Annotated in this window: 11 protein-coding genes and 1 pseudogene; 7 read left to right on the plus strand and 5 right to left on the minus strand. The window is 62.6% G+C overall.

Features of this window, described 5'->3' with window-relative positions; all coding sequences use genetic code 11:
* Positions 1-38: 38 nt before the first annotated feature.
* From CP49_RS34165 to CP49_RS48200, 4 genes are read left to right on the plus strand one after another with little or no spacing between them, the layout of a single operon-like run.
* The gene (locus tag CP49_RS34165; RefSeq protein WP_057854515.1) at positions 39-530 is read left to right on the plus strand and encodes a transposase; all 492 of its coding nucleotides are present in this window, start codon (positions 39-41) and stop codon (positions 528-530) included.
* An 8-nt stretch (positions 531-538) separates the two neighbouring features.
* Positions 539-994 (plus strand): LLM class flavin-dependent oxidoreductase, encoded by a 456-nt coding sequence (locus tag CP49_RS48190; RefSeq protein ID WP_245311015.1) that lies wholly within the window; start codon positions 539-541, stop codon positions 992-994.
* Positions 995-1,042: 48 nt separating this feature from the next.
* Entirely contained in the window at positions 1,043-1,276 is a 234-nt protein-coding gene (locus tag CP49_RS48195; RefSeq protein WP_245311018.1) for a hypothetical protein, read from the plus strand.
* On the plus strand, positions 1,210-2,097 hold the full coding sequence (locus CP49_RS48200) for an LLM class flavin-dependent oxidoreductase (protein WP_245311017.1): 888 nt from the start codon (positions 1,210-1,212) through the stop codon (positions 2,095-2,097). Before CP49_RS48195 ends, CP49_RS48200 begins: the two co-directional genes overlap by 67 nt.
* A 328-nt stretch (positions 2,098-2,425) precedes the next feature.
* On the opposite strand, the gene CP49_RS34175 is transcribed toward CP49_RS48200, so the two are convergent.
* The 4 genes from CP49_RS34175 to CP49_RS34190 are packed head-to-tail and all read right to left on the minus strand — an operon-like array spanning position 2,426 to position 10,699.
* A complete protein-coding gene (locus CP49_RS34175; protein WP_057854516.1) occupies positions 2,426-3,706 on the minus strand; it encodes a TIGR02679 family protein in 1,281 nt (426 codons plus the stop codon).
* Complete coding sequence (locus CP49_RS34180; RefSeq protein ID WP_057854517.1) at positions 3,703-7,881, minus strand: TIGR02680 family protein; 4,179 nt, start codon at positions 7,879-7,881, stop codon at positions 3,703-3,705. The genes CP49_RS34175 and CP49_RS34180 overlap by 4 nt, the downstream gene beginning before the upstream one ends.
* Positions 7,878-9,182 carry a TIGR02678 family protein gene (locus tag CP49_RS34185; protein WP_057854518.1) on the minus strand — a complete coding sequence of 435 codons (1,305 nt, stop codon included), beginning with the start codon at positions 9,180-9,182 and terminating at the stop codon, positions 7,878-7,880. The genes CP49_RS34180 and CP49_RS34185 overlap by 4 nt, the downstream gene beginning before the upstream one ends.
* Before the next feature lie 8 nt (positions 9,183-9,190).
* Positions 9,191-10,699 carry a TIGR02677 family protein gene (locus CP49_RS34190; protein ID WP_057854519.1) on the minus strand — a complete coding sequence of 503 codons (1,509 nt, stop codon included), beginning with the start codon at positions 10,697-10,699 and terminating at the stop codon, positions 9,191-9,193.
* 358 nt (positions 10,700-11,057) lie between these two features.
* Between CP49_RS34190 and CP49_RS46775 the strand changes: the two genes are divergently transcribed.
* Positions 11,058-11,216, plus strand: coding sequence for a hypothetical protein (locus tag CP49_RS46775; RefSeq protein WP_156438821.1), 159 nt, complete (start codon positions 11,058-11,060; stop codon positions 11,214-11,216).
* A gap of 368 nt (positions 11,217-11,584) precedes the next feature.
* Here the strand turns inward: CP49_RS46775 and CP49_RS34205 are convergent, their stop codons facing one another.
* Positions 11,585-12,070, minus strand: coding sequence for a hypothetical protein (locus CP49_RS34205; protein WP_156438822.1), 486 nt, complete (start codon positions 12,068-12,070; stop codon positions 11,585-11,587).
* A 190-nt stretch (positions 12,071-12,260) separates the two neighbouring features.
* Here CP49_RS34205 and CP49_RS34210 point away from each other — a divergent pair.
* Positions 12,261-12,656 (plus strand): annotated as a pseudogene (locus CP49_RS34210) (helix-turn-helix domain-containing protein).
* On the plus strand, positions 12,653-13,162 hold the full coding sequence (locus tag CP49_RS48205) for a hypothetical protein (protein ID WP_245311016.1): 510 nt from the start codon (positions 12,653-12,655) through the stop codon (positions 13,160-13,162). Before CP49_RS34210 ends, CP49_RS48205 begins: the two are co-directional and overlap by 4 nt.
* Positions 13,163-13,359 lie beyond the last annotated feature (197 nt).

Consider the following 13,359-nt stretch of genomic DNA (forward strand, 5'->3'; position numbering starts at 1 on the left):
CTGGTCAAGAGGGTGCGAGTCTGATTCCTTGCGTGGCCATGAGCAAGGAATTTCGCCCCTGGAAGATCGACGAGGTCCAGCTTCTGCCGCCGAGCGCGTCAGGACTATGTGCCGCAGGACCACATTTGCGGTTGATCGTGTCGCTGGTCAAGGAAAGCCTTGATCTATCGGCGATCCTAGGCCGCTACCGGAGCGGGCTGGGTCAGCCGCCGTTTGATCCGCGGATGATGACGGCGCTGCTTCTACACGGCTATGCGAGCGGCATCTACTCGTCGCGGCGGATCGCCAGGGCGACGGTGGAGCGGGCGGATTTCATGATGATCGTGGCCGGCGACCCGGCGGACTTCCGCACGATCTCGGAGTTCCGGCGGCGGCATCTTAAGGCGCTGGCCGACCTGTTCGTGCAGGTGTTGAAGCTGTCCGGCTTGACGGCGGGCGAGGCTGAGACGCTTGTTGCCGGCTTCACTGCGAACTGCCCGATCTACGACACACTGAAACGTGGCGGCCCGTCGAGATCTCCTGGACTGTGAGCTGACCGATGCCTGACAAGAAACTGCACCTTGCCGCCTTTGTCTCTGCAGGTCCGGTCTCCGGCAGCCATGCTGGCTGGCGGCATCCGGAAGCGGACGGCGACCTGCTGTCCGCCGCCTACTACCAGAATATCGGCCGGCTGCTGGAGGAAGGGCGTTTCGATCTTCTGTTCATTGCCGACATTCTCGCGATCCCGGACACGCTGGGCGGCAGCCTCAACAGCCAGCTTCGCTACGGCGCGCTGGGTGCATTACGGCTCGATCCGCTGGTGGTGCTCTCGATCATCGCGGGCGCGACCAAGCATCTCGGTCTTGGCGCGACCCTTTCGACAACCTACGCCCAGCCCTATGTCCTGGCGCGCGCGCTCGCGACGCTCGATCATCTCAGCGGCGGTCGCGCCGCCTGGAACATCGTCACCTCGTTTCAGGAGGCGGAGGCGCGCAATTTCGGCCTGACCGAGTAGCTCTCGCGCGAGGGGCGCTACGAGCGCGCCGACGAATTTCTGGAGGTCGTGACCAAGCTGTGGAATTCGTGGGAGGATGGTGCGCTGGTCCGGGATCGCCAGACGCCGCTGTTCGCCGACCCTGCGCGGGTGCACCGGATCGATCATTCCGGCAAATGGTTCAATGTGCGCGGCCCGCTCAATGTCAGCCGGCTCCGCAAGGACGTCCGGTCTTCATCCAAGCTGGCGCTTCGGATCGTGGCCGCGATTTCGCTGCGCGATGGGCCGAGATCATCTTCGTGACGCCGGGCCTGATCGATGTCGCTGTCGAATTCCGCAACGACTTGCACGCCCGCGCGGTCCGTTTCGGTCGCGACCCTGATACAGTCAAGGTGTTGCCCGGCATCGTCCCGGTCATTGGCGACACGGAGAAGCAGGCCAAGGCGCTACACGACCAGCTCCACGAATTGTCGCATCCGGAGTCCGGTCTCTCGACTTTGTCCTATCATCTCGGCGTTGATCTCTCGCGCTTCCCGCAGGACGAGGTCCTGCCTGAGAATCTCGACGTTCCCGGCGTCGAAGGGCACTACCGTGAGGTCGCCGAGCTGACGCGGCGCTCAGGCTTCAGCCTTGCTGAGCTAGGACAGCGCTACGCGCGGGGAGAACCACCAGCGGCTTCGCCGGCACGCCCAGCACGGTGGCTGATCGCATGCAGGAGTGGTTCGAGGCGGGTGCTTGCGACGGCTTCATGTTGCAGGTCCCATATCTGCCAGGCGGCTTGGAGGAGCTGGTCCACGGCCTCGTGCCGGAGCTGCAACATCGAGGGCTCCGCACTGAGTACGACGGCTCGACCTTGCGCGATTCGCTCGGCTTGCCCCGGCCAGCGGGCTGAGGTCGCCCATGCCCACCCGACGCTATGCTCAAGCTTCAGCCACTCCCACGATACGCAGCTCATGAGGTATCGTGATCGTGCGATAAATCTCCATTTACGGCCTGAAAAAACACGGCCTGCGACCAGCAAGTCATTGATAATGCTCAGTGCGCAGATAACTCTCAATCAGTGGCCTGGTCAGCGTCCACTCAGGCAACAAGCGCAGGATCTCTTGTTCAATCAATCGCAATAATCGGGTGTTGCGCCTCCCCGCAACCAAGCTTCAAGCCCTTGAAAACGTATCGTTTTCGAGGGCTTTTTGTTGTTCGAGTTTTGATCCCAAATTTCGTTCATGGAAGCGCCGTGGAAGCGGCAGAAGGAAAGTCGCAGCGTAAGATCGATGGGGTTGCGCGCGACGAAATGACTCCAATTGTGATCGGAGGCCCACTGGGAGCGCCGCCATCCAAGGTTTTGCTGCGCCGACTTTGCCCACTCCACAGCTGGACTACGATTTGGGGGTGGTTAGAGTCTCTTCGGGCGCCAAATTGCCACCATTCAGAATAAGTCCGCGAACCCAATCATTATGTGGCCCTGAGATCCTCCAACAATGAAGCGGCTAACGCTTCTTCAGCAATGGAGAGCCGATGTTGCTGCATGGCCGTCATTAACCTTTCGTCCCATAACGCGGGCGCAGCCTTTCCCGTGAGAGCCTGTCCAAGACATGAGGTCTGTTCGACGGCGGACTCGTAGTCGCTCGCCCCAAAACGCCAGGGTTGGGCGCCGTGCTCGCGCATGACGTGGTTGCCGATCCGCACTCCCGGCCAATCGAAATCGCCATGATAGAAAAGCTGCGCCCGCGCTTTAGCCAGCTGCGACAGCAGGCATCGCTGTGCTGCGGCGGGCATGCCGTCAGTGCAGACTAGCGGCGCGCAATCGGAGCCCCAGTGATCCGCGGCGATTGCGACCAGGTTGGGATTCTCACAGACATAGACCTTGCGATCCGCCACGTCCCACGACGGTGGAGACCGCAACAGCGACCGCAGCGAAGCGTAAACAGGCTCTCCCTGCGACTGACTGTAATTTCCTGCATCGCGCATGGGCAGGTTCAGGAACAGCACCGGGCGAGCCAATTCATTGACCAGCACGCCGGCCTTGGCCCACACGTCGCGGTCGCGCTCCGCACCACCGCCCGGCTCCAGCTCGCCGTCTCCCGTTGGCTCGCTATCGACGTCATCATTGTTGTAATCGGTTCGAGCGATTACCTGACGCCAGACCGTCAGTGCCAGGGTTGCCGTGGGCTGTCCGATGTCGAGCGCGTGGGCGTCGCCCAGCACGTCGGCGGCCAATTGCGAACGTGTGATGCCGCTCGCGGGCAGGCGTTGCAATACCGCTTCGACACGGCGACAGAGTTGGAGCGCCGCCGGTGGGCTCTGTCGTGCAAGGCGCTTGAGAAGCCCGATGCCGGCCGGAGCCTGCAGCAGTCCGATCAGTTCGCGGTGAGTGCAGCCGCCCAGCACATCCGACCACATTGTTTGCAGCGCAAGGCGCGTCGTGGCGAGATTCGAAATCGGGCCATCGAGTTTTTCAAGTGCGTCGCGCAGCGAAGCGGCGATGCCGGCATTCTGGAAAGCGGTGTCGACGAGGCGAACGTCGACTTGTAAGGATTTGGTGTAACGGAGCGGACGACCAAGCAGCGAAGCCAATGCAGCATGTTCCTCCGCGGTGAGCTTGCCGATGCGAAAGTTTTCAACCGTGGAGCCGAGCGATGCCCGTTCGAAACGCTGACGCAGGCGCTTGCGCAGCAAGGCGTAACGGTCGCCGCCAAGTAGGCGTTGCAGGCGTGGGTCGGTCGAGGAAATCATGTCGGCGCAAATCTGCGATCTGGATCGTCTCGGCGTGTCTTGGCGCGACCGTCCCAGCTCCAACGCGACACGAACACCGCGTCGATGCCTTCACGCCGCTGCAACTGGCAAATGGCGACGCCGGGCAGTTCGGCATAGCAGGCCCATTCACGCTCGCTGGTGATGACGAAGTCGAGATCGAACTCGCGGATCAGCCCCATGCAATGGGCGCGCGCGGTATCATCGATGCCGGCGAACGCTTCATCGAGCAACATCAGGCGCGGCGCCAGCGCGTAGCTGCCCTGACTGTAGAAACTGGCGACCGCGGCGAACAGCGGCACGGTGAGGCCGAGCGCGCGCTCTCCGCTGGAGGCCGGACCGGAGAGTTTGCGCCAGTGCCCGTCCTGCCAGCGCTCGACGCGAAAGCGGTGCCAACGGCGATAATCCAGCGCGCGGGCGAGTTGCTCGATCAGGCTGCTGCCCACATCCTTTCCGGCGCCCGAATCGGCCCGCTCGCGCTCGGCGGCGATGCGCTGCTGCAACATCGCGCCGACCACTCTCCGGTCGTCAGAGGACCAAAGGTCTGCGCTGGTATTGAGCAGGCGTTTGCGCGCTGCTTCGAGGCCGACCGGAGCGCCTTCTTCTTCCGCCAGGGGCTGCCACAGCAGACGATAGCGTACCCCGGTGGAGGTCGGGCGATGGTGCAATTCTTTGTTGATCGCATCGCGCTGAGTTTCGGCCGCTTGCAGCAGGCGCTGCACTTCGGAAGCGATTTCGGCCTGCAGATGGTTCTCCAGCACAGCGCGCTCGTTCGCCGTCAGCAGTTCACTGCGCTGGGCGATCTCTTCGGCGAGGCGCGCGGCAAGGCGATCCGGCGGTTCGGGTCGGTTCTGGTAGACGACGCGGACGATAAGCCCCCAATCGCTCTGTTCTGCGTGCGCCTGGTGGCCGAGAGCGCTGAGGGCGCGTTGTAGCTCCGTCAGGTCTTCGCCGATCTGCCGTTGCAGGCGTGTCCAGGCGTCGTCGTCGTCCTTGAGTTCGAATAAGGCTTGTTCCGCGCGGCGAGCCAGAGTAAGCGCGGGGTCGATCGTCCACGGGCCGCCCAGGTCCGGCAGGTTGGCTTGCGGTAGCGCAGCCGCGAGCAGGCCGGTGGCTGCGAAGTGTTGGAACTTCGCGATTGCTTCGGCGCGCGCGTTGCTGCGTTGTCCGAACAGAGTGCTCGCAGTCGCCGCCTGTTCGTGCGCGACCGCGCGCGCCTCGCCGGATTTGCTCAGGACGTCGCGCGCGATCGTTAGTGCGGAATTGCTGGCCTTGACGGCGGTGCTGGCATCGGCCAGCCGCCGTTGCAGCTCCTCGACCCTGGCGCCGACGGATCCGCGCAACACCTCGAACCGGACGGCGGCTTCTTCCGCCTCAATGCGGGCAGCCGCAAATTGTTCATCCTGCTTCTTCAGATCGTCGCGGGTTTCGTTCTCGCGGTTGCGTTGCCGCTGCAGCTCGGGGAGCGCCAGACGTACCTCGTGAACAGCCTGGGCGAGGCGGAGTTGGGCATCGTGATAGTGGTTCAACGCCATCTCGACCGCCGGTAACTCGGCTGATAATGCAGGAAGGCGCAGATCGGTGGCATCGGCGGCGAGTCGTTGCCGCACCGTCTGCAGCGCTTGTGCGGCCTCCAGGTATTGAAGATCAGCCTCGCTCAATTGCTGGCGGGCCGTCTGAGCCTCGCGCGCACTGGCGGCCGCCGCAAGATGGGCGTTGCGCAATTCCTCTTCGGAGGGAGCCAGACGCCATTCATCGGCGGCTCGATCCTGATCGCGCGTGAGTTGCGCGTCCATCGCCTGGACCGCAATGAGCTCATCGGCGATTAGTGTCAGGCGGCCGACTACGTCGGCCAGTCGCTGCTTGCGGGCTGCGGCGCGGGCCGCATGGCCGATATAGACTGCCGCGGGTTTGGCCCAGGCGCCGACCAGCGCGGCGAGCCGAAAGCGACCGTCGGGGGCGACCCAGGCTTCGATGTCCGCGGGATCGTCATCGGTGCAGGCGATGCCGGACAGCAGGCGTTCGACGAGTGCGGCCGGTACCGCGATATCGGTGGGCGTGTCAGCGTGCAGCCAACCAGCGAGCGAGAGCGCGTGCGGCTGTCGCTGCAGCACCTGGGTGTCGTGCAACAGCTCTACTCCGTCGCCGGCCTGCAGGTGGCCATCGGGCGAGACCCATGCGTCGAGCAGGCCGGCGGCTTCAAGCGCGGCCTCGAGGCCGGCGCGCTGAGCAGCCGTGACCTCTTCGCGAAAATCCACCAATTGCCAGAGCGGCGCACCCTCGCGCGCATCTCTGGCATCGGCGCCGCGCGTATGCGGGTTGGGCGGCGTCGCATCAACCCCGGCTTCGAGACGGTTGCGTTCGTCTTCGAGGTTGTTGAGCTCCGTCTCCAGCGTCTGGCGTTGGCCGTCGAGCGCCACGCGACGCTGCGCCAGACGCAGGCTGGCGTGCTGCTGCTCCGTTTGCAGGCAATGTCGCGCCGGATTGTCGCCATCCAGCCCAACAACCCAGTCGGCGAGGGCCGTGAGCGCTGCGCGGCCGTCGTCGGAGCTGACCCGCAGTTGCTTCAGGCTGGCGAAGTAGCGCTCCCAGGCCTGAATCAGGTTGTGGCCCTCGTGATCGACCTCCGTATCGGCTTGCTCGCGTCGTTTTGCCGTGGCCTCTACCGTGCCCTGTCTTTCGTCGCGGGTGTTCTGGCGTTGTGTATGCAGGGCTTCGGCCTCCGTCACCTCAGTATGGCGTCGCCGCAACAATGCGATCTGTTCGCGTCGATCAACGATCAAGGTGCGAAGGTCGGCGCATGCATTGTCGAAGGCTTGTGGCGTCAATGCGACCAGATCGGCGGCGGCGAGCGTTGCGAGCGGGCTACCGGCGTGCAGGCCGACGATACCTGCGGCCTCGGCATGCGTCGCGCTGTTCTGACGTAGCTTCGTCATCACACGTTCGGCTTGCGTCATGCGCTGGACGCCGTGCCCGGTCTCCTCAGTGCTGCGCTTTAATCGCCGTCGCACCTCGTCGACCGCCGCGGTGGCGACTTGCAGCGCACGCTGCCGAGCCAGAGCGTCCCGCTCGGCGGATTCGAGACGGTTCGCGTCCTGCATGGTCGGGTCGGCACGCAGGATATCAAGCCGAGCCTGCTCGCGCTTGAGCGCAAGTTCCGCGTCGTCGTGAATTATCCGGGCGAGCGCTTCCGCGGTCTCGGCCCTCTCGAGCCGCGCCTGCGCGTCGCCGCGCGCCCGGCTTGCACTGTCGAACTCGGTCTGGGCCTGGCGCAGCGCGCGGGCCTGCCGCCGGCTCTGGGTGCCAGCGTAGATCCGGTAGCGTTGGTCGAAGCGCTCGACGGCTCTTGCCAGCGCCTGGTATTCCTCGAGTTGGCGGCGATCCTCCTCCAACTGGCCCAGAGCCTCGGCGACGTCCCCAAGCAGTTCGGGTGCGAGCGGTGGCAAGGCCTCGGTCAGTGCGTCCGAGAGCGCGGTTTCGTCAGGCTTTTTCGACAGTTGCGGCTGACGCAACTGAATCAGCGTATCCATCAAGGCGTCGTAGCGCCTGGTGCCGAGGTGGAACAATCGCTCATCGACCGCGCGCCGGTAGCTGGCGGCGGTATCGAACACCTGGCCGCGGCCGTGCAGCGCGTCACGCAGGCGTTCCCGAGTCAGGACCACGCGCTGATCACTCGTCAGCCAGATATCCTGATTGATGCGCGGAGCGCCAATGGAATCCTCCAACACGAAGAACCAGCTGTCCACCTGGGGACGCGCAGCGACCGCCGCAAGCCCGGCGCCGAGTGTGAGGTAATGCGGCGTGCCGTCATCGGCGAGGCGGCCGAATTCGATCCAGGCGTAGCCGATGCGCCGGTCATAGCTACCCATCAACAGGTTCCAGGACATCTTCTTGCCGCTGTCGCCGTCGGGTTCGATGCGCGAGGACTTGAGCTGTGCATCGAGCAGGAAGGGCAGCGTCAGCGACAGCACCTTGGATTTGCCGGTGCCGTTGTTGCCCCGCAGCAGCAGATGACCGTCGCGGAACCAGAACTCCTCGCTGTCGTAGTGAAACAGCTCCACCAGTCCAAGCCGCAAAGGCTGCCAGCGTTGCCGCGCCGGGATTGGCAGCGCGGGCCTCTCGGAGAGAGCAGCAAATGAAGCCGGCCGGTCGTTCATGTCGGACCGACCAGGGCATCGGCAGCCGCGGTCTGTACGCCGCGTGTTTCACGAACGTTGCGGACCTCGGCCTCACCGAGCGCAAACCGGGCGAGCGCCGGGCGCGGATAGACCGTCTCGGCATCTCGCACAATCAGTTGAAGCTTTTCCAGCCGATCAAGGGCGATCTCCGCAAGCTCGCGTTCGGCGCCGGGTTCACGCGCAGATTTGCGCCAATATTTGCCATAGCGGGGCTTGCTCTCGCGCAGGTAATCGACGACGTCTTGTTCCCTGATCATACCAGAGAATGGTTGGGTCGCGCCGGCGGCATCCGTCTGCCGCTGCCTGTAAACGGTGGCCAGGAACTCCGCGACCAGCAGCGTGACATGGGCGTCGGTGCCTTCTGCGGGCATCGCCACATCTGTCAGCGAGCCAGCCTCGTCGACCAGCGCCAGACCTTCGGCGCGTTGCTCCGCGACCAGCCCGGTTGCGTCAGACAGGCGGGCCGCCATGGCGCCACGCTGGTTGACAAAATAGGCCCGAGACTCGGCGTCCAGTGTGTCGGTATAGACTACCGGATCGTCGAGCAGCCGGCGTGCCAGTTGGCGGCGCAGAACGGTGCGTCGGCCCTCATCGCTGTCAGCCACATGCTCGTCGGCCAAGGCATGCAGTCGCTGGTCGAGCGTGACCGGCGCATCTTCCGGCCGGAAAGTCGACGGCCCGCGCACGGCGGCCAGCATGCCGGCGAGCGCGCGGCGCTGCACGTCGTAGAGGGCATCTGCCTGATCGCCCCCGGTATGGACAAAGGCGTCTTCGTCGCCGGCGACACGCTGCAGCACGCCCAAGTCGAGCAAGGTGCGGCATACCGCCACCAGTTCACGCCGCTCGTGGGGAGCGCCGAGCGTGAAGATGAAGCCGGAAGCCACCAGCGTCGGCTCGGCGGCGAATTGCAGCAGCCGCTCACCCAGCAGTCGCAACGTGATCTGCGGGTCAGCGCGTTCGAGCACCGCGCAAGCCAGGCACAACAGCACGTAACGGCGGCGATCATAAAACGGCAAACCGCGCATCGTGCTGGCGAGGTCGGCCGGTCGCTTATAAAGTCGAGCACCCTCTTGTTCGACGCGCAGCGCCCAGCCGGTTTCTCGCCCAAACCAGTCGCGCAGTGCGTCGGCCTGACGCCGGATCGCCGGAAAATCGTCGTGGTCCGGACTCATCAGCGGCGTCATCAGCAAGGCGCGCACGGCACTGCGAAATTCCTCGTTCTGGAACCGACGCTGTTGCTGGCCGATGCTGCGGCTGTCTCTACCAACGCTGGCGGCCATCGGCTGTCTCATGTCGGCGTGATCGTGATTAAATGGTCGCGCCCGGCAAATACGCCGCGCGGCGTATTGATCACAGCGCGGCTATCGACTGCGAGTGGCGTGAGGTTGATATGCAATAATCCGTCGCCGGTTCGCCGTTCCGCGCTGGTGTTCGGACCGGCCTGTTCGGTCAGCACCTCACCGAGCAATCCCAGGAACAGACCGAAGGCATGAATGTCCAGCTCGGCGAGATCTGAAAGGCGTGTGGGCTGACCGGTGGCGAGGTGCTTGCGCGCCGCCTCGACCTGCAGCGACTCCTCGGCGAGTTCGCGCGCCAGATGTGCGCGGGCCTCACCGCGATCACGCACCCGGGGCATCACGCCGCGCGGCGCGGCCTCACCGTATTCGCGTAGCCGCGGGTGAATCGTCAGTGGTGGCGCGTCGGCCCAGCGTGTCGAGGCCGGCAGATCGGCGTCGGCGTTGGGATTCAGCGAGAAATGTCGTGCCGGGTTGAGCGCGAAGGCTGCGCGCGCCAACCGGTGCGCCTCGCCATCGTTGCTGCAGGCAGAAAACCAGCAGGCGAGCATGCGGAAATCCGCGGAACGGTCGCTGCGCCCGCTGCGGCGCTCGTTGAGCGCGGCGATCGCTCCTAGCAATTGCGGAATTGCCGACCGTGCCCTCGCCCGCAACAGTTCGGCTTGTGAGGGTTCGTGGCCGGTACGGAAGAACCAGCCGCGCAGACCTCTCCAGCGTTCGCGCCAGGCATTCAAGTGAAGGGTCCGCGCGTCGGCCCGATCCTCCGCATCGCCGGGGGCTGCATCGCGTGCATCGCGCGTGGCGACCTGCTGTAGCAATGCGTCAATGCTCGGTTCCAGAGCGAGGATATGTCTGGCGATGGTGTCGGAGCGGCGCACCAGATCGCCCATGAACCGCTCCAAATAGTCGATTAGCTGGCGCTTGTAATTCGCTACCGCAATCGCCTCGGCCTGTTGCAACTCAATGCTGCGTGCGACGCCGGCCATGAAAGCCTGCGCATTTTCAGCAAGGCCCTCGAAAACGCGCACCAAATCCCGCAGTGTTTCGTGGATCTTCGCGACGTCGGCTTCCGCCTCGTCCGCCAGCGTTTGAAGCGCCTGCAACCGGTTTGCGATGTCTTCAAGCGCCACCGTTTGCAGTTCGGCGCGCCGTTGCAGTGTTTGCACGAAAAGCGCCAGCGCCGCTTCGACAGCCTCCCCGCCCTGCGAGAGACGATACAGAAAACGTGCACGGTAGAAATCGCTGAGGCTGGAAACCCGCGCCGTGTCAGGATGCGATTCAAGATTGCCCCAGGCGGCAAGCTGGGCGAGCGCGGTGTTGACGTCCTCAATTCGCGGTGGTGCATCTAACCATCGGGCTTCGCTCAGTACTTCGTCAGGTCTTAATTGCAGACGGTATTGCCGTTTGGCTGCTGCAAAGACGTCCATGATGCGGCGGTAAAATTCAGATTTCTCGGCACTCACATGCCTGAACAGCTCGGCTGAATCGCTGACGGCTCGCATCGGGCTTCTTCCCAAAGGTCTTCCACTGGAGTTGCCGGTTCGCGCGAACACGATAGTGCATTTGTCTGTTCGCTGCAGCCAAATTGGGTTCCATCCACGGTTCGTGGATCGGGCGCGGGCTAGCTTCCCTGCATGCGGCTGAATCGCGCTAGATGGTCAGCCTTTCATCTGAGGCGATCCGTAAATTATATAGTAATTTCAATTACGTATGAATTCGTAGTGTAGTCTGAGTGGCGTACCATTCTTCAATGACCGAGCGAACGCCTCTCCAGATTTGTCTCTTTTTCGTCTCCGCATTGCGGAGCTCCATGCTTCAGCCCACCTGTTAGTCCTATCCTCTTTCGAGGGACGGTTGCCGATGAGCCAGGAATCCAAGACGGCTGGCGCGCAATACGCTAGTTACCTGCGACTGCTGCCGCAAAGCGCGCAGGCACACGCGCAGAACGCGGCCGACGCCTTCGCTAAATTGTTCGCAGAGGGCACACCTTCCGGTATTTCGGCTCCGTACATTTTATGAAGGATCAGCAAACCTGCGCTCGCGCCCAAGGTGAGGACTCAGACAAAAAACTTACGAGCAAAAGGTACTCTAACATCGGACGCTCCCTGGACCATTTTTTGCGCCGGTCTGGGAGCAATTATCCGGAAGAGTCCTTAAAATTTGCCTATGTAAACCTGATCTTTACCTTGTTCGTTACCGTAAATCAATTCTACCCATTGATTCGGCTCATGAATCTGCCGGAAAACGTGAAGCCGGAACCGAATTTTGAGCATTCAAATTAACGATGGCAGGGATTTTCGATTGGCTCCAAGATAGCTTGGCTGTGGGGTAGGAGGGCCGGGCAGACGCTCGCCACCCGGGAGTCCATCTCCTCGTAGAGGGCGTGCCTATGATTTCTTCTTCGCGCGTTTCCTTGGGGTGGCGCGCTTTCCCCAATTGTTCATCGATGTCTTGAATGCATCCTTGCCGTACCAGAACGCAAGACCAGCGCTGAATGCAGCCGTGCCTGAAGCGCCCGATCCGCCGACTATGAGAGCCAGCGCTCCGGTAATGGCCAGCCGCGCTCCTTCCTGCGTAGCCAGTTCGCCATCCTTCGCTAAAGTGTTAGTCAGTTGGTCAAAATCAGCCTGCAGCATGCGCAGCTCGTCCGACCGACGAATTGCAGTCCTCAAATCCTCGATCGAGGTTACGCCAGCATCCTCTTGAAGTTGGCCGATGATTTCACGGGCTTCGCTACTGGAGTCGCGGCACGCGGCGATCTTTTTCTGTAGTCCGGCAATCCTCGGTATCGAACCCGCGAAGGCTGATCGAAATGGTCTCGGCCACGGTCGGCGGCTGCATTTCAGCCGCCGCACCAGGCTGGGTTGATACAACCTTTGACCCTGCATCAAGAAACTTAAGACCACAACCTGATTCTAGGTCCAAATGGTCAATTTTTGATGCAAAACCAGTGGCTTGGCGCGGGCGGTTAAAGCGCAAATCGCGGTCATTCGTCTACATTGGCTGCCGATGACAGATGACAGATGATCCTGATTTTCAGAATGAAAATCAGGTCATAGCGTGATGAAAGGTCAAACGAAATCGGGTTGGAATAAGACTCTCGAGCGCCAACGGTTGGACGAACGACTAGACGGCTCAAGCCAGCCCAGCGGTTCCGCATGCCGCCAAAAGTTGGATCCATACACGACGCCTTGGGCATGACGGGCGTGCAATTCGCCGGCCGGCTCAAAATCCGCCCGCAAAGCGTCGAGGCGCTCGGCTGCACGCTCGTCTATGCCCTTGTGCCGAACAGCTCCCTTGAGCATTCCGTGCGCGCGCGCAAAATCGCCATGTGGGACCGCGGCCGTGTCGCTCACACCATGAAGCGGGAAGCGGACCAGCGATGCCAATCTTGAAGCGCGCATCGAGGTGCCTATCCGCGACCAGATCAAGGAGCGCGGCCTATGGAACGAGCCGTGAGCGATCTCTTCGAAGAGCCTGACGATGCCACGCCACTCGCGCCGGCAAAACGCGATGCGCTGTTGCAGACCTGGATCATGGATCGCGACGATCTCAATGAGGCGGAGCAGGAAAACATCGTCAAGGGCGCGGCCCGGGCAGGCAAGCGGCGGGGCAAACCCGCCGATAGCGCCTTCATCAGATCCGCATCCTTCACGAATTCATCGAGAGGAATTCGCGTCGGAATCTTGATCTTGCGCATGGAAGGCTGGCGCCGCAAAGCTTACGATGGCCGCGCTGGCGAGTTGGAGCGACTTCCGGCTGTTTACGATCATTGTGCACCTACGAATTCGACTACCGGACTAACGAATACGCTCTCGGGCTGGCATAATATAGCTAGGCGATCTCCTAGGGCGTCGCTTCGATCCGAAGAACTCATCCTCATGGGCAAGAACCGGTTTCCTGTCTCTCTCGACTTCCTGCAAGGGAATCCCCTTCCCATTCCGAAAGAGAGGAAAATGCTCTAGCAGTCCGCTGAAAAACCATGAGATGGAGAGTTTTCTTATTCTGGCCGGTTGTTGTTGGGGCGACGCGGCGGAGTTGGATGTAAATTTCTAGCCTGGTGTTGGGTGCACCCTGACGCGGGTGGCTAAGCGGCAAGCAGTTTTGGAATGCGGATCAGGTTATAGGCGATCAGATTGAGCAGGAAGTCGGCGGCGACGCG

Source organism: Bradyrhizobium valentinum (assembly GCF_001440405.1).
Lineage (GTDB): Bacteria > Pseudomonadota > Alphaproteobacteria > Rhizobiales > Xanthobacteraceae > Bradyrhizobium > Bradyrhizobium valentinum.